11 protein-coding genes are annotated in these 17,505 nt (G+C 67.4%); 7 read left to right on the top strand and 4 right to left on the bottom strand.

What is annotated here, in order from left to right; translation table 11 throughout:
• Window positions 1–20 precede the first annotated feature (20 nt).
• From hemH to hppD, 4 genes are all read right to left on the bottom strand, one after another.
• Complete coding sequence (gene hemH / locus GQY20_RS08890) at window positions 21–998, bottom strand: ferrochelatase (protein WP_157216684.1); 978 nt, start codon at window positions 996–998, stop codon at window positions 21–23.
• A complete protein-coding gene (locus GQY20_RS08895; protein ID WP_157216685.1) occupies window positions 995–3,232 on the bottom strand; it encodes a xanthine dehydrogenase family protein molybdopterin-binding subunit in 2,238 nt (745 codons plus the stop codon). The genes hemH and GQY20_RS08895 overlap by 4 nt, the downstream gene beginning before the upstream one ends.
• Before the next feature lie 31 nt (window positions 3,233–3,263).
• Window positions 3,264–4,277, bottom strand: a complete 1,014-nt coding sequence (locus tag GQY20_RS08900; RefSeq protein ID WP_157216686.1) for a fumarylacetoacetate hydrolase family protein — start codon at window positions 4,275–4,277, stop codon at window positions 3,264–3,266.
• A 123-nt stretch (window positions 4,278–4,400) separates the two neighbouring features.
• Complete coding sequence (hppD, locus tag GQY20_RS08905; RefSeq protein WP_198350883.1) at window positions 4,401–5,474, bottom strand: 4-hydroxyphenylpyruvate dioxygenase; 1,074 nt, start codon at window positions 5,472–5,474, stop codon at window positions 4,401–4,403.
• Between the two features lie 409 nt (window positions 5,475–5,883).
• On the opposite strand from hppD, the gene GQY20_RS08910 reads away from it, so the two are divergent.
• The 7 genes from GQY20_RS08910 (at window position 5,884) to GQY20_RS08940 (ending at window position 17,440) form a co-directional block, all read left to right on the top strand.
• Window positions 5,884–10,158: an autotransporter outer membrane beta-barrel domain-containing protein gene (locus GQY20_RS08910; RefSeq protein ID WP_157216687.1), complete on the top strand. Its 4,275-nt coding sequence runs from the start codon at window positions 5,884–5,886 to the stop codon at window positions 10,156–10,158.
• A gap of 84 nt (window positions 10,159–10,242) precedes the next feature.
• On the top strand, window positions 10,243–11,334 hold the full coding sequence (locus GQY20_RS08915) for a TIGR03032 family protein (RefSeq protein ID WP_157216688.1): 1,092 nt from the start codon (window positions 10,243–10,245) through the stop codon (window positions 11,332–11,334).
• A gap of 5 nt (window positions 11,335–11,339) precedes the next feature.
• Window positions 11,340–12,230, top strand: a complete 891-nt coding sequence (locus GQY20_RS08920) for a LysR family transcriptional regulator (RefSeq protein ID WP_157216689.1) — start codon at window positions 11,340–11,342, stop codon at window positions 12,228–12,230.
• A gap of 71 nt (window positions 12,231–12,301) precedes the next feature.
• The gene (locus GQY20_RS08925; RefSeq protein ID WP_157216690.1) at window positions 12,302–12,736 is read left to right on the top strand and encodes an NAD(P)H-dependent oxidoreductase subunit E; all 435 of its coding nucleotides are present in this window, start codon (window positions 12,302–12,304) and stop codon (window positions 12,734–12,736) included.
• A complete protein-coding gene (locus GQY20_RS08930) occupies window positions 12,733–14,379 on the top strand; it encodes a formate dehydrogenase beta subunit (protein ID WP_157216691.1) in 1,647 nt (548 codons plus the stop codon). The genes GQY20_RS08925 and GQY20_RS08930 overlap by 4 nt, the downstream gene beginning before the upstream one ends.
• Window positions 14,376–17,237 (top strand): formate dehydrogenase subunit alpha, encoded by a 2,862-nt coding sequence (gene fdhF / locus GQY20_RS08935; protein ID WP_157216692.1) that lies wholly within the window; start codon window positions 14,376–14,378, stop codon window positions 17,235–17,237. The genes GQY20_RS08930 and fdhF overlap by 4 nt, the downstream gene beginning before the upstream one ends.
• Complete coding sequence (locus GQY20_RS08940) at window positions 17,234–17,440, top strand: formate dehydrogenase subunit delta (RefSeq protein WP_232475967.1); 207 nt, start codon at window positions 17,234–17,236, stop codon at window positions 17,438–17,440. Before fdhF ends, GQY20_RS08940 begins: the two co-directional genes overlap by 4 nt.
• Window positions 17,441–17,505: the final 65 nt, after the last annotated feature.

Here is a 17,505-nt window from a genome sequence, read left to right on the forward strand (position 1 = left end):
TCCTTAACTTCGGCCGCCAGCTAGGAGGCCACCCACCAGCCTTCAAGTTCCCTGGCCGTCAAATCGGCCAAAAGCTCCATCCCCGCCTCGCTAACATTGAGACAAGGCAAATAGACGAATTCGGCTCCGCCAGCGGCAAGAAAGCTTTCCCGGCCCCGGATCGCGATTTCCTCGAGCGTTTCGACGCAATCGGCAGAGAAGCCGGGCGCCACCACGGCCAAGCGACGCACGCCCTTTGCCGGGAGGCCGGCCAGGACCGTGTCGGTCGCCGGTTCCAGCCATTTCGCCCGGCCGAAACGGGACTGAAAGGCGACGGCGACGTCCCGTCCCAGCGCCTCGGCGAGCAGCCGCGCCGTTTCGACGCACTGGTCATGATAAGGATCTCCGAGCTGGCGAGTGCGCTCGGGCATGCCGTGGAAGCTGGCGAGCAGCAGCTCGGGCTGCCAATCCAGCGCCGCCAGACCCTCCTCGATCGAGACCTTCAGCGCACGAATATAGGCAGGCTCGGCATAATAAGGCGGGAGGGTACGGATCGCCGGCTGCCAGCGCATGCCGGCAAGCACGGCGAAGGCGCGATCATTGGCGGTCGCGGTGGTAGCGGCACAATATTGCGGATAGAGCGGCGCCAGCAGAATGCGTTCGCAGCCCTTCGCCTTCAGCGCCGCGATGCGATCGGCGATCGCCGGGCGGCCGTAGCGCATCGCATGATCCACGATCACGCCCTCGCCCAGCCGCGCATCGAGCGCCTCGGCCTGGGCGCGCGTGATCGCGGCGAGAGGCGAGCCGTCTGGTCCCCACACCTGGGAATAGGCATGGGCGGATTTGGCCGGTCGGGTCGGCAGGATCAGTCCGCGCAGGATTGGCTGCCACACCAGGGGCGGAATCTCGACGACGCGCCGGTCGGACAGGAATTCGGCGAGGTAGCGCCGCACCGCACCCGCATCCGGCGCGTCGGGCGTCCCGAGGTTGATCAGCAGCACGCCGACCGGCCCGCTCATGCCGCCGCTCCGATCCTGAGCGGCAGCTGCCGCACGCGCTGCCCGGTCGCGGAGAAAAGCGCATTGGCGATGGCCGGCGCCACCGGCGGCACCGCGATCTCGCCGACGCCGCCGGGATGCTCGCGGCTGTGCACGATCTCGATCGCGATTTCCGGCGTGTTGGCCAGAATGGGGAGGTCGAGTGCGTCGAAATTGCGCGCATCGGGGCGACCGCGGGTGATGCCGGAGGTGCCGCCCAACGTCGCCGCCAGCCCCCAGAGGATGCCCCCCTCCACCTGCTGGCGCACGATCTCGGGATTGATCATCCGACCGCAATCGACGACCGCGGTGATCGCATCGACCACGAGCTGCCGGCCCTCGTCCACATGCACCTCCGCCATCATCGCGACGTGGGAGCCGAAGCAGCTATGCGCCGCCAGCCCCTGCCCGCCGCCCAGCTCGCCTCCGTTCCAGCCGCCGAGCGCCGTCACCGTCGTCAGACACCGCGCGAGCCGCACATTGCCGTTCAGCATCTGCATGCGGAATGACAGCGGCTCGATGCCCGCGCGATGCGCAAGCTCGTCAACGAAGCATTCGGTGAAAAAGGCGGTGTAGCTGTTCGCCACCGATCGCCAGATGCCCGTGCCGATGCCGATGTCGACCGGCACATGCTCCACCGCCAGCGCGCCAATGTCATAGGGCGGCACCGCGCCTTCCACCGCCGACGGCTCCGCGCCATGGCCCGGTGACGGAATGCCGGGCGCGATCCGCCGCATCATCCCGCCCATCGTCACGGGCGCCGCGATCCGCGCGCGCCAGCCGAGCAGGCGGCCGCCCGGGCCAAGCTTCGCTTGCATCCGGCCGATCGCGGGCGGACGGAACCGATCCTGCATCGTCTCCTCCGCCCGCGACCAGAGGAGTTGCACCGGCCGGCCGATCCGCTTCGCGATCACCGCCGCCTGGCCGATCGCCTCGACCTCCACCTTGCGGCCGAAGCCGCCGCCGATGAGCATCGGATAGACCGTCACCTGCGCCTCGGCGATGCCGATCGCCTTCGCGGCGGCGGCACGCGCCAGCCCCGGTGCCTGGGTCGGCGCCCAGATCTCCAGCCGATCGCCCGTCAGCCGCGCTGTCGCGGTCAGCGGCTCCATCGGTGCATGCACGGCCAGCGGCACGGCATAGTCCGCGCCGAGCACGCCCTGCCCACCGAAGGCAGCCGCAAGATCCCCGCGCGCCGCCATGGTGGTCGCCTCGCCCGCATCGAGCGCGGTCTTAAGCGCCTTGTCGATCGAAGCGCTGTCCGTCACCGGGCCATGGATGGTGAAGCGCGGTTTCAGCGCCTTCAGCGCCTGATCCGCCGCCCACCAGGTCTGGCCGACCGCCGCCACCCAGCGCGGCTCGCGCACCACGCCGACGAAGCCGGGACGCCGTCTGGCTGCCGTCTCATCGATCGCGTCCAGCGTCGCATCCCCGGCCGGCCCCATCATCGCGGAGGCATAGACCATGCCGGGAAGCCGCACGTCGGCGGTGAATCGCGCCGAACCGTCCACCTTGGCGGGCAGATCGAGCCGCGGCACGCTCTGCCCGGAAATTTGGGCGGTGCCGATCGCCCGCAGCGGCAGCATCGCCGGCGGCGTGAAGCCCGCTGCCTCGGCGGCCAGCTCGCCGAAGCGCAGACGATCATTGCCGCGCACCACGAAACCGGCCTCCGTATCGCAGGCCTGCCAGTCGACATCCAGCCGCTTGGCAGCCGCCATGCAGAGCAAAGCCCGGCCCGCCGCGCCCGCTTCCCGGAAACGCTGTTCGAAACCGCGGATCGAGCTGGAGCCGCCGGTGATCATCAGCGCGGAGCGAATCGCCACCTGCCGCGCCACCCAAGCACCGGCATCCTGCAGCAGCGAGGGCAATGCCTGGCGGGCGCTTTCGGCGATCAGGAAATCATTGGCGTAGAGCGGGCTGATCGGCGCCGGCTCGACGGCGATGGTGCGCCAGTCCGCACCCAGTTCCTCCGCCAGTATCTGCGGCAGCGACGTCCAGACACCCTGGCCCATTTCCGCCTGTGGCACGACGACGGAGACATGTCCATCCGTGCCGATCTTGAGGAAGGCGTTGAAGAGATTCTCGCCCGGCGCCGCTGCGACATTCGGTGCGTAGCTGCGCGGCCAGAGGCCCCAGGCGACGAGCAGGCCCACGCCCGCACCGCCGCCGATCAGCAATGTCCTGCGGCTGACGCCCCGCTCACCCAAACCGGCCATGGCCCGGTGATAATCGGCCCGGGACTCGCTGTCATGCTGTACTTGCGGCCACCTCCTGCTCGATCGCACCGAAGATCGAGTGGCCGCGATCGTCGTCCATCCAGATGCGCACTATGTCGCCATGCTTCAGGAATTCGGTGACCGGCTTGCCGCCGATGATCGTCTCCACCGTGCGGATCTCGGCAAGACAGCTATAGCCGACGCCGCCGTCGGCGATCGCGCGGCCCGGTCCACCGTCCGCGCCCCGGTTGGACACGGTGCCCGACCCGATCAGGCTGCCCGCACCGATCGATCGGGTCTTCGCGACATGCGCGATCAGCGTGCCGAAATCGAAGGTCATGTCGACGCCTGCATTGGCGCGGCCGAAAGGCCGGCCATTGAGATCCACCGACACTATGCGGTGGAGCATGCCTTCGCGCCACGCCTCGCCCAGTTCATCCGGCGTCACGAAGACCGGCGACAGCGCCGAGGCGGGCTTGGACTGGAAGAAGCCGAAGCCCTTGCCGAGCTCGGCCGGGATGAGGCCACGCAGCGACACGTCGTTGACGAGGCCGACGAGGCGGATCGCCGCCAGTCCCTCCTCGCGCGAAGCGCCCTGCGGCACGTCGCCGGTGACCACCGCCACTTCCGCCTCGAAATCGCAGCCCCAGGCGGGATCGGCGAGCGGGATCGGATCGCGCGGAGCCAGGAAGCCATCGGAGCCGCCCTGATAGATCAGCGGGTCGGTCCAGAAGCTCTCGGGCATCTCGGCGCCGCGCGCCTGCCTCACCAGCGCGACATGGTTCACATAGGCCGATCCGTCCGCCCATTGATAGGCGCGCGGCAGCGGCGCGGCCGCCTGCCGCTCGTGGAAGCGCATCATCGGGATCACCTCATGGGCAAGGTCGGTCGCCAGCGCCTCGAGCAGCGGCGCGCAATGATCCCAATTGTCGAGCGCCGATTGCAGGGTCGGCGCGATGTGCCCCGCATCCGCGCACCAGGCGAGATCCCGGCTGACGACCACGAGCCGGCCGTCCCGGCCGCCCTTCAGCGATGCAAGCTTCACGCGCCTCTCCTTGTCCAGTGATTGTCGAGATCGAGCATCCGCGATTCTCGCGACGGCGCAAGCACGGACGTCATCAGGCCTTCTCTCACTCGCGGGAGAAGGCTTAGGAACCGCGCGCCTCCTCTAAGCCTCCGTCTTGGCCGGAACGACGCCGCGACGGATCTGGTCGAGCTCGATCGATTCGAACAGCGCCTTGAAATTGCCCTCGCCGAAGCCGTCATTGCCTTTACGCTGGATGATCTCGAAGAAGATCGGGCCGACCATATTCTCGGTGAAGATCTGCAGGAGCAGGCCGCCGCCGGTTTCCGGCGCGCCGTCGATCAGGATGCGGCGTGAGCGCATTTCCTGAATGTCGTGGCCATGGCCCGGCAGCCGCTTGTCGATGAGATCATAATAGGTTTCGGGCGAATCCTGGAAGCGGATGCCGTTGGCGCGCAGCGCATCCACGGTCGCGAAGATGTCGCTGGTCGCGAGCGCGAGATGCTGGATGCCCTCGCCCTTATATTCGCGCAGGAACTCCTCGATCTGGCTGTGCTCGTCCTGGCTCTCGTTGAGCGGGATGCGGATCTTGTCGTCGGGCGCGGTCATCGCGCGGCTGAACAGGCCGGTGGACTGGCCCTCTATGTCGAAATAGCGGATCTCGCGGAAATTGAAGATGCGCTCATAAAACTCCGCCCAGTGATTCATCCGCCCGCGATTCACATTGTGGGTCAGATGATCGAGCGTATGCAGCCCCACGGAACGGGAATCGCGCAGCGCCCCCGGCACCGGCTTGAAATCGACGTCGTAGATTTCCTGTGCGCCATAGCGATCGACCAGGTAGAGATTCGATCCGCCAATGCCCTCGATCGCCGGAATGTTGAGCTCCATCGGGCCGACCGGGCCGATCACCGGCTTGGCGCCGCGACGCACCGCCTCCTCGAAGGCCTGGGCGGCATCATGGACGCGAAACGCCATGGCGTTGGCCGACGGCCCGTGCGCCTTGCGGAAATCGGCGGCCTGGCCGGCGGCGTCCATGTTCAGGATGAAGTTGATGTCGCCCTGCGCATAGCGGCGGACATTCTTCGACCGATGATCGGCGAGATGGGTGAAGCCCATGGCCTCGAACAGGCCGGCGAGCGCCTGCGGGTCGGGTCCGGTGAACTCGACGAACTCGAAACCGTCGAGGCCCAGCGGATTATCGTGCGGATCGGTCATGGATGAAGCATCTCCTTGCCGATTTAGTAACAGATGAAACTTGTTTCCGCAACATCGGCCTCACCGATCGTGCGGGCCGAGCGGCCTGGCAGGCGGCTGGCAAAGCGGGAGACAACGCGCTCTGCAGGACAAGGTTCCGGAGCAATCGCAAAAGCATTTCGCTATTCTTTCGAGACTGGATGAAGAACAGGCAGAATGCCGCCAGAGTAGAGGAAGTTCTTGTTCACACTCATCTTTTCACCTTGCTCCGTGATGAACGAAGCGATAGCGTCCGGCTGCGCCCACCCTTTCGGGGTACGGGCAAAAAGGGGAGCGACAGCCGGTGATTGACTATAATGACGCCCGGATTCCGTGCAGTTTTCCTGCTGGTTCGGCCCGTCGCCACGCGACCGTCAGGACTGCACTACGCTTGGGCACGGCGCTGACGGGCGCCGCCCTGCTCGCCCTGGCTCCCCGCCCGGCCCATGCGGCCAACGAAGCATGCGGCGCGCCGGTGAACGGCACAGTCTCCTGCGCTCCCCAGCCGGGCAATTATCCGGACGGCATTTCCTACGCCCCGGTGCAGGATCTCACCGTGACGCTCCAGCAGGGCGCAACGGTGGAAACCACGTCGGACACGACCGCCGGCATCCGCGTCAATTCCGGCACGACCGCCGCCGGCGTCGTCGTCAATGGAGCGGTGAACACCGCCGGCACTTTCGCTCCTGGCGTCTACGCCTTTTCCAATGACGGCGCCGTGTCGGTCTCGGTCTCGCCAACCGGATCGATCACGACTTCGGGCGACACGTCAGACGGCATCGATGCGATCGGTTTCGGCGAAGGCACCGTCTCGGCCACAGTTGCCGGCGGAGCCTCGGTCTCCACCTCGGGCGCGGGCGCGGCCGGCATCGTCGGCTTCAATTTCGGCGGCGGGGACGTTTCGATCGACGTTGCCGACGGCGCGTCCGTCACCACCAGCGGCCGCGGATCGGATGCCATCCTGGCAACGACCACGACCGGCGATCTCACCATCCATGCGGGCACTCTCACCGTTTCGGGCGACGCCTCCCGTGGCATCACCGCGAACAGCAGCTCCGGCACGATCAGCATTACGGCAGGCGATATCCGCACCGCCGGCTCCTATTCCGATGGGATAAACGCCGACAATTATTCCGGCGACACGAGCATCACCGTGGATTCGGTGACGGCAACCGGCGCCTATTATACGCGCGGCATTTCGGCCACGAACACCAGCGGGTCGGTCGAGATCACCGCCGGCCACGTCTCCACCTCGGGCGATTTCTATTCGGACGGCCTGTTCGTCCACAGCTATGGCGGCACTGCCACCGTGACGGTTGGCGAAGTGGCCGTCGCGGGCGACTATTCGACCGGCATCACCACGGTTGCCGTCGGCGACGCCAGCGTTACGGTGAATAATGGCGTGACGACCCAGGGCTATGCTTCTGACGGCATCTATGCCGTAGGTCTCGCATCGGCGACGGTGGTCAATAAAGGCGAGATCGTCACCCAGGGCGACCATTCGAGAGGCATTTATGCGGCCTCCTATGGCGACGTCACGGTCAGCGGAAGCGGCTCGGTCTCGACAAGCGGCAGCAGCTCCACCGGCATCGAAGCGCTGAGCTATTATGGCGGCGTCTCGGTCACGCAGGGAAGCGTCGCGACCAGCGGCGACGACTCGGATGGCATCGACGCACTCGCTCTCGGCCTCGGCGGCACGCCCGCGCCGGTCAGCGTCACCGTCGGTACGGTCAGCACCGCCGGCACCAATTCCGCCGGCATCCAGGCGGTCAGCAACCATGGTGACGTCACCGTCACCGCAGGCAGCGTCACGACATTGGGCGACGACAGCCCGGCGATCGTCGCTGTCTCGAAGGACGGCAACGTCACTGTGACGGCGACCGGCACCGTCTCCACCGGCACCGCGCCGACCGCGGCCAATCCGGCCGGCACCGGCGCGAACGCGACCGGCATCTACGCCTATTCCTACACGGGCAGCGTCACCGTGAACGCCAATACGGTCGCCACCAAGGGCGATCAGGCCCACGCCATCTATGCCAACGGCATCGATACCAGCGTGACGGTCAGCGGCGCGATATCGACCGCCGGGGAGCGTTCCTATGGTGTGCTCGCGGTCGGGTACACAGGCTCCGCCTCGGCGACCGTGAACGACGTCGCCACTCTCGGCGATGACAGCACCGCGGTATTCGTCCATGTATCCGGCGGATCTTCCTATGGCGGCGCAGAGACGCTCGCGCTTGCACCGGGAGATGCGCTCGCCACGGTCAACGGCACGGTCACGACGGCGGGCGATTTCGCGGCAGGCGTGGTCGTCACATCCGACACGGGCACGGCGTCCGTCGTCAATAACGGCTCGATCCGGACTGCCGGCGAGGACAGCATCGGCGTCTATGCGTTCGGACCCGCAGGCGTCTCGATCAGCGGCGACGGTTCCGTCCGCACAACCGGCGACTATTCTATCGGCATCGGCGGCCGCAGCCCTTATGGACCGGTGTCCATTGCGGCGGGCTCCGTCGAGACGACAGGCTTCCAATCGGATGGCGTGGTCGGGTTGAGCCGCTCGGGCCCCGTCACCATCGACGTCGGCAGCGTCAAGACCAGCGGCGATCAATCCGTCGGCATCAAGGCATCCCACAATGCCCTGTACAGCAATGACGGCGACGTATCGATAACGGCGGGCTCCGTCGCGACGTCTGGTGCAGGAAGCGACGGCATCGAGGCATATAGCCATGCGGGCGATGTGACGGTGAGCGCCGGGCAGGTGAACGTCAGCGGCTCGGGCAGCCGCGGCATCTATGCCGAATCCTATTTCGGCGCGGTCTCGGTCACCGGTGCCGCCAAGGCGGTCGATGCGCCGGCGATCCTGGCCGGCGCCTATAACGGCAGCGTCTCGGTGACCGTCACCGGCGCGACGGAGTCGACCCATGGCAATGCCGTCGTCGCCTACGGCTATACCGGCACTGCGGTCGAGGTCACGGCCGCGGGATCGGTCAAGGGCGGCATCAATGCGATCGTCATCTCGACACCTTCGCTGTCGGGCGGCGGAGGCGGAGAGGAAGATCGGGTGACGGCGCTGGCCGTGCCCGTCTCCGGCCAGTCGATCGTCGTCAACGCCGGCACCGTCACCGGCGGCACCGGCTATGCGGTCTATGCCGTCGGGGCACCCGTCACCGTCACCAACTCCGGCACGATCAACGGCGCGTTGCGGCTGACCGAGAATGACGACAGCGTCGTCAACACCGCCACCGGCCGCTTCAACGCCAGCAAGGACAGCGATTTCGGAGCCGGCGACGACAGCTTCGTCAATGCCGGCACGCTCACGGTCACCGGCACCGACGTGACCTTCCTCGGCCTCGAGACCTTCCGCAACAGCGGTGCCGTCACACTGGCCAATAATCGGCTCGGCGACCGCTTCATCCTGCCGGGCGACTTCGTCGGCGCGGGCGGCACATTGGCGCTGGACGTCGCCCTCGGCAGCAGCCACCCGGCCTATGACCAGCTCGTCATCGGCGGCGCCGCGACCGGCAGCACGGGCATCCTGCTGCACAATGCCGGCACGGCCGCACCGGTCCTGCTCGCCGCGGGAGACAAGGTGACGCTGGCGACGGCAGGCGCAGGCTCTTCCGCCGGCGCATTCACCGCAGCGCCCGCGACCCAGAATCAGGGATTCATCCATTATGAGATCGTGCCTGTCGCCAAAGCCGGCGGGGGCACCGACTATGATCTGATCGGCGAGGCCGGCGCGCCGGTGTTTCGCACGATCAAGATCCTGGAGGGTGCGCAGAGCCTCTGGTACAAATCGGCCGATGCGGTCTCCGCCCACGCCACGGGCCTGCGCGATGCGATCTGGAGCGGCGGCACGCCTACCGCACGCGGCCTGTGGATCCAGGCCTTCGGCTCGGTCGACACGCGCAAGGATGCGCTCGGCGGCTACGACGTCTCCTATCGGCAGGATTATTTCGGCGGCCAGATTGGCGCCGACTTCGGCACGCTGGGCGACAAGGGCGGCCTCGTCTTCGGCGCGACCGGAGGCTATATCTCCTCGAAGCTCAATTTCACCGGCTCGCCCGACCGCGCCAGCTACGAGGCGTTCAACCTCGGCCTCACCGCCAGCTATGTCTCCGGCGGCCTGTTCCTGAACGGCCTTGCCAAATATGATTTCTACCGGATCCGCTCTACCGGAGCCGAAGCGGGCTATTTCGACAAGCTGCACGGCAAGGGATATGGCGTGCAGGGCGAGATCGGATATCGCTTTGGATCGGACCGCTTCTTCGCTGAACCAGTGGCCAGCCTGGCCTTCGTACGCACCGATCTCGACGACCTGGCCGGCGCTAATGCCGTGGTCGATTTCGACAAGATGGACGGGCTGCGCGGCAAGCTCGGCCTGCGCGCCGGCGGCAGCGCCGCCATCGGCGCCAGCAAGGGCGTCTTCTACGCAGGCGCCAGCTATGTCCGTGAGTTCGAAGGCAAGGACGGCATAACCTTCCTGAGCGGCGCCTATGCCCCGCATTTCGACAATCGCCGCATCCAGGGCTATGTTCAGGGAACGCTCGGCGTCACTGTGACGATGCCCAGCGGCGTCTCGGGCTTCATCGAAGCCAATGGCGATGCGTCCAAACATTATAAAGGCGGTGGCGGCCGCGTCGGCCTCAGTCTCAAATTCTGACAACCCGCCCAACGCCGCTTGACCTACCCTCGGCCCCCTGCAAACCAGCAGGGGGCTTCGCCTTTTCCTGAACGAGAGAAATCGATGTCCGAAACCGGTGCCGCCGACGAGGGAAAGACCAACATCTCGGTTTCGCGCGGCATGGCGGGCTGGCTGCGCTCCAACGCCGTGAGCCTGGCTTTCACCTCCTACCAGACCGGGCAGCTCTTCCTCGTCGGCGTGCTGCCCAGTGGCAGCGTCTCGTTCAATCAGCAGAATTTCTCGCGCGCGATGGGCGTCTGCTGGCAGCCGGGGCGGCTCTATCTCGGTTCGCTCTTCCAGCTCTGGCGGCTCGAAAACATGCTGCGGCCGGGCGAGCTCGGCAACAAGGCCTTCGATGCGGTGATGGTGCCGCGCAATGCGCAAACCACCGGCGACGTCGATATCCATGAGGTCGGTGTCGACCGGGCCGGCCGGGTCATTTTCGTCAACACCCGCTATTCCTGCCTCTGCACGCTGGATCTCACCCACAGCTTCCGCCCGATCTGGAAGCCGCCCTTCATCTCGAAGCTTGCCGCCGAGGATCGCTGCCATCTGAACGGCATGGCGATGGCGGACGGCGCGCCCCGATACGTCACTGCGGTCAGCCGCTCGGACGTGCTGAACGGCTGGCGCGAGCGGCGCCACGAGGGCGGCGTGCTGATCGAGGTGGAGAGCGGCCGCATCGTCACCGACCAGCTTTCCATGCCGCATTCGCCGCGTGTCGATGGGGGCCAGGTCTATGCGCTGGACAGCGGACGCGGCCAACTCATCCGGATCGATCCGCAGACCGGCGCGCGCGCGGACATCGCCTTCTGCCCCGGATTCCTGCGTGGCATGGCGCTGCACAATGGCCACGCAATCGTCACCGTCTCCAAGCCGCGTGACGGCACCTTCAGCGGTCTCGCGCTCGACGGCACGCTTAAGGCGCGCGATGCCGATCCCTGGTGCGGCGTTCTGATCGTCAATCTCTCCACCGGCGACATCGTCGAATGGATCCGGCTGGAGGGACATATCGGCGAACTGTTCGACGTGGCGGCAATGCCGGGCATCGCCTGCCCCATGTCGCTGGGGCCGGGAACGCTGGAAATCCAGAACACGATCAGCTTCGATTCGGACGTACGTCCCCTTTCATCGCACCCCGCAGGAGAGGCATAAGGGCGGTGCAGACGCGCTTCCTCGAATATTTCGTCGCCCTCGCCCGGGAAAAGCATTTCGCACGCGCCGCCGAGGCCTGCCATGTCAGCCAGCCGACTCTCTCAGCGGGTATCGCCGCGCTCGAATCGCTGCTCGGCAAGCGGCTGGTGGTGCGCAGCCATCGCTTCGTGGATCTGACGCCGGAGGGCCATGCCATATTGGACCATGCCCGCCGCATCCTCGCGGAGCAGGACGGGCTGCGCCAGGCAATCGGCGTGCGCAGCGGCCCGATGCGCGGCGAGGTGCGGCTCGGCGCCATACCGGCAGCCATGCCGCTGACCGGCGCGGTATTGCGTGCGCTCCATGCCGAGCATCCGGCCGTCACCGTCCGCCTGCATTCGATGACCTCGCGCGAGATCGAGCGCGGCCTCATCGATTATGAATTGGATGCCGGCCTCACCTACCTCGACAACGAGCCGCCCGCGCAGGTACGCGCGACGCCGCTCTTCGCCGAGCGCTACGTCTTCGCCGCTGCCGCCGGCTCAGCCTATGACCGGCCAGAAATCTCCTGGCGTGACGCTGCCGCCGCGCCGCTCTGCCTGCTGCACGCGGGTATGCAGAATCGCCGCATACTCGACGCACATCTCGCCATGCTCGGCCTCGCCGTCACGCCGGTGGCAACCGCGGACAGCTATGTCGCGCTCCTCTCGATGGTGATCGCGGGCGACCTGTGCAGCATCGTCACCGACAGCCACCGCGGCCTCGTCGCCGGTAACGAAACCTTGCGCCTGATAGAGTTCGTCGATCCCGCCCCTACCAATAATGTGGGGCTGATCATCCTCGATCGCCAGCCGGCCCCCCCGCTCGCAACGGCCGTTTTCGAAGCAGTGCAGCGGCTCGGAGCGTTCGGCAGTTGATAGACATCGTCTATCGCTCATAAAACCAGCCAATTGGATCGAGCGGGCCACCCGGCGCACAAGGCTGGATCATGGTCGATTTCGACGAACATATCGCGCGTGCGCTGATCGCGCGCCATGCGGCGCGCGAAGGGCCGTTACTGCCGATCCTCCACGATCTCCAGGCCGAGTTCGGCTGGATCCCGGAGGAGGCGGTCCGCCTCGTCGCCCATGTGCTGAACCTCAGCCGGGCCGAGGTGCATGGCGTGGTGAGCTTCTACCATGATTTCCGCGACGCGCCCGAGCCGCGCCCGGTGCTGAAGCTCTGTCGCGCCGAATCCTGCCAGGCGCGCGGCGCCGATGCGCTGGCCGTCCACGCCGAGGCCGTCGCCGGCGATCGCATCGCGATCGAGACGGTCTATTGCCTCGGCCTCTGCTCGGTCGGCCCCAATGCGCTGACCGGCCGCGATCATCTCCACGCCCGGCTCGACGCCGGGGCGATCGATGCGCTGGTGGCAGCGCTATGAGCCTGGTCTTCTTCCTCTCGGACGACGCCCTCGCGCTGGCCTGCGGCGCCGAGCGGGTCGCCGCGGCGCTGCGCGCCCATGCGCCCGACGCGGAGATCCGCCGCACCAGTAGCTGGGGCATGCACTGGCTGGAGCCGCTGCTGGAGGTGGAGCGGGGTGGCGTGCGGACCGGCTACGGCCCGGTCACCGCCGCCGACGTGCCCGCCATACTCGCCGGCGAGGCCGAGCATCTCGCGCTCGGCCCGGTCGACGGGCACCCCTTCATCGCCGCCCAGACCCGCCTCACCTTCGCCCGCGCAGGCCGCACCCGCCCGCTCGATCTCGGCGACTATCGCGCGACCGGCGGCTGGCGGGGTCTCGAGCGCGCGCGGGAAATCGGCCCCGCCGCGGTGCTCGATGCCGTCACCCGCTCGGGCCTGCGCGGCCGCGGCGGCGCGGGCTTTCCCGCCGGGATCAAGTGGAAGACCGTCGCCGAGGCGGCCGGCCCGGTCAAATATATCGTCTGCAACGCGGACGAGGGCGACAGCGGCACCTTCGCCGATCGCATGCTGATGGAGGGCGATCCCTATTGCCTGATCGAAGGCATGGCGATCGCCGGGTTCGCCACCGGCGCGAACAAGGCCTTCGTCTACATCCGCTCCGAATATCCACACGCCATCGCCAAGATGCGCGCGGCTGTCGAGGCGTCTGCCGGGATCGTCGCGCCCTTCGCGATCGAGATACGCGAGGGCGCGGGCGCCTATGTCTGCGGCGAGGAGACCTCGCTGCTCAACTCGATCGAGGGCAGGCGCGGCGAGGTCCGCGCCAAGCCGCCGCTGCCCGCGCATGAAGGGCTGTTCGGGCGGCCGACGGTGATCAACAACGTCCTCACCCTCGCGGCGATCCCCTTCATCCTCGCCGAGGGACCGGAGGCCTATGCCGAGTTCGGCATGGGCCGGTCGCGCGGGACGATGCCGATCCAGCTCGCCGGCAACATCCGCCAGGGCGGTCTGTTCGAGACCGCGTTCGGCGCGACGCTCGGCGAGCTGGTGATCGACATCGGCGGCGGCACCGCGAGCGGCCGATCAGTGCGTGCGGTGCAGGTCGGCGGGCCGCTCGGCGCCTATTTCCCGCCTTCGCTGTTCGACACGCCGTTCGATTACGAGGCCTTCGCGGCACGCGACGGGCTGATCGGCCATGGCGGCATCACCGTGTTCGACGACAGTGTCGACATGGCGCGGCAGGCGCGCTTCGCGATGGCGTTCTGCGCGGCGGAAAGCTGCGGCAAGTGCACGCCCTGCCGGCTCGGCTCGACGCGCGGGGTGGAGACGATCGATCGGATCATTGCTGCCAGAGCCGCCGCCCCTACTCCCGTTCGGGCTGAGCTTGTCGGGACGCAGTCGACCGCAGGTCAACCCCTCCCTTCTCTTTCGACGGCCGAAAAGAAAGGGAGCACTTCGACAAGCTCAGTGCAAACGGAGAAGGGGCAAGCGGAGCTGACCGCCGCCCTCACCCTAATCGAAGACCTGTGCGAGACGATGAAATTCGGATCGCTCTGCGCGCTCGGCGGTTTCACCCCCTATCCGGTGCTGAGCGCGCTTCACCATTTCCCCGAGGATTTCGGCGGCGCCGCCGAGACCGCACCCGCCGGGAGCGAGGCATGACCTATTCCAGACAGGCCGATTTCGGCACGCCCGAAGCGCATTCGGACAAGGCGGTCACGCTCACCGTCGACGGCCGCCCGGTGACGGTGCCCGCCGGAACCACCGTGATGCGCGCTGCGGCCGAGATCGGGACGGCGATCCCCAAACTCTGCGCCACCGACAGCCTCAAGCAGTTCGGCTCCTGCCGGCTGTGCCTCGTCGAGATCGATGGCGCGCGCGGCACGCCCGCGTCCTGCACGACGCCCGTCGCCGAGGGCATGGTGGTGCATACCCAGACGCCGCGGCTGCAGAAGCTGCGCAAGGGCGTGATGGAGCTCTATATCTCCGACCACCCGCTCGATTGCCTGACCTGCGCCGCGAACGGGGATTGCGAGCTGCAGGATCAGGCGGGCGCGGTCGGCCTGCGCGACGTGCGCTACGGCAAGGAGGGCGCGACCCATCTCGGCCAGGCGAAGGACCAGTCCAACCCCTATTTCGATTTCGATCCGTCCAAGTGCATCGTCTGCTCGCGCTGCGTGCGCGCATGTGACGAAGTACAGGGCACGCTGGCGCTCACCATCGAGGGCCGCGGCTTCGGATCGAAGGTCTCGGCCGGCCTTGCCAGCGACGATTTCCTCGGCTCCGAATGCGTGTCCTGCGGCGCCTGCGTGCAGGCCTGCCCGACCGCGACGCTCTCCGAGAAATCGCTGATCGAGATCGGTACGCCGGAACGCGCGGTCGTCACCACCTGCGCCTATTGCGGCGTCGGCTGCACCTTCCGCGCCGAGATGCGGGGCGAGCAGCTGGTGCGCATGGTGCCGTGGAAGGACGGCAAGGCCAATCGCGGCCACAGCTGCGTCAAGGGCCGCTTCGCCTGGGGCTATGCGACACACAAGGAACGCATCACCCGGCCGATGATCCGCGCGTCGATCGACCAGCCGTGGCGCGAGGTCTCGTGGGACGAGGCCTTTGCACATGCCGCATCGGAGCTGAAGCGCATCCAGGCGAAATATGGCCGCCGCTCGGTGGGCGGCATCACCTCCTCGCGCTGCACCAATGAGGAGACCTTCCTCGTCCAGAAGCTGATCCGCGCGGGCTTCGGCAACAATAATGTCGATACCTGCGCGCGCGTCTGCCACTCGCCGACCGGCTACGGGCTCAAGACCACCTTCGGCACGTCGGCCGGCACGCAGGATTTCGACAGCGTGATGCAGGCCGACGTGATCCTGGTGATCGGCGCCAATCCGACCGACGGCCATCCCGTGTTCGCCAGCCGGATGAAGCGGCGTCTTCGCCCAAAAAACGGACAACCCGGCGCCAGGCTGATCGTCGTCGATCCGCGCCGGACCGATCTGGTCCGCTCGCCCCATATCGAGGCGGCGCATCATCTGCCGCTCAGGCCCGGCACCAATGTCGCGGTGCTTACCGCCATGGCGCACACCATCGTCACCGAGGGCCTTGCCGACGAAGCCTTCGTCCGCGAACGCTGCGACTGGGACGAGTATCAGGAGTGGGCCGAGTTCGTCTCCCGGCCGGAGAACAGCCCGGAGACGCTGGCGGCCGTCACCCTGGTCGATCCCGCCGAGCTGCGCGGCGCGGCGCGGCTCTACGCGACCGGCGGCAATGCCGCGATCTATTATGGCCTCGGCGTCACCGAGCACAGCCAGGGTAGCTCGACGGTGATGGCGATCGCCAACCTCGCCATGGCGACGGGCAATATCGGCCGGCCGGGCGTCGGCGTGAATCCGCTGCGCGGCCAGAACAATGTCCAGGGCGCCTGCGACATGGGCAGCTTCCCGCACGAATTGTCGGGCTACCGCCACGTCTCCGATCCCGACGCCCGCGCGCTGTTCGAGGCGGACTGGGGCGTCGCGATCGATCCCGAGCCGGGCCTGCGCATCCCCAACATGCTCGATGCCGCCGTCGACGGCGCGTTCAAGGCGCTCTACGTGCAGGGCGAGGACATCCTCCAGTCCGACCCCAACACGAGCCACGTCGCCGCCGGCCTCGCCGCGATGGAATGCGTGATCGTGCAGGACCTCTTCCTGAACGAGACGGCGAATTACGCGCACATCTTCCTGCCCGGCTCGACCTTCCTCGAGAAGGACGGCACCTTCACCAATGCCGAGCGGCGCATCCAGCCGGTGCGCAAGGTGATGGAGCCGCTGAATGGCCATGCCGACTGGGAGGTGACGCAATTGCTGGCCCGCGCGCTGGGGCTCGACTGGAATTACCGTCATCCGAGCGAGGTGATGGACGAGATCGCCCGGCTCACCCCCAGCTTCGCCGGCGTGAGCTTCGCGCGGCTCGACGAACTGGGATCGATCCAGTGGCCCGCCAACGACAAGGCGCCCGACGGCACGCCGGTGATGCACATCGACGGCTTCGTGCGCGGCAAGGGCAAGTTCGTCGTCACCGACTATGTGCCGACCGACGAGAAGACCGGCCCGCGCTATCCGCTGCTGCTCACCACCGGCCGCATCCTCAGCCATTATAATGTCGGAGCGCAGACGCGGCGCACCGCCAACACCGCCTGGCATCCCGAGGACCGGCTGGAGATCCATCCGGTCGATGCCGAGGATCGCGGCCTCAAGGACGGCGACTGGGTGCGCCTCGCCTCGCGCGCCGGCGAGACCAGCTTGCGCGCGCTGGTCACCGACCGGGTGGCGCCGGGCGTGGTCTACACCACCTTCCACCATCCCCAGACCCAGGCCAATGTGGTGACCACCGACTATTCGGACTGGGCCACCAACTGCCCCGAGTACAAGGTCACGGCGGTGCAGGTCTCGCCCTCCAATGGCCCCAGCCACTGGCAGGAGGATTATGAGGCGCTGTCCGAACGCGCGCGCCGGATCGAGACGGCAGAGGCGGCCGAATGAACAGCCAGGAACGGCTGGTCTACATGGCCAACCAGATCGCGCGCAACGTCGCGACCCAGCCCGAGCCGCAGGCGATCGTGGCCGTCGCCGATCATATCAAGGCGTTTTGGGATCCCAGGATGAAGGCGATGATTCTGGCGGCCCCCGAAGGGCTGACGCCGGTGGCGCGCGCGGCGGTCGAGCGGCTGCGGACGGTGCAGTGAGCCTCCGCCGCCCCAGCCTCATCCTCCCCAGCCTTGCTGGGGAGGGGGACCGCGCGTAGCGCGGT

The sequence above is a fragment of the Flavisphingomonas formosensis genome (assembly GCF_009755815.1).
GTDB classification, from domain to species: domain Bacteria; phylum Pseudomonadota; class Alphaproteobacteria; order Sphingomonadales; family Sphingomonadaceae; genus Flavisphingomonas; species Flavisphingomonas formosensis.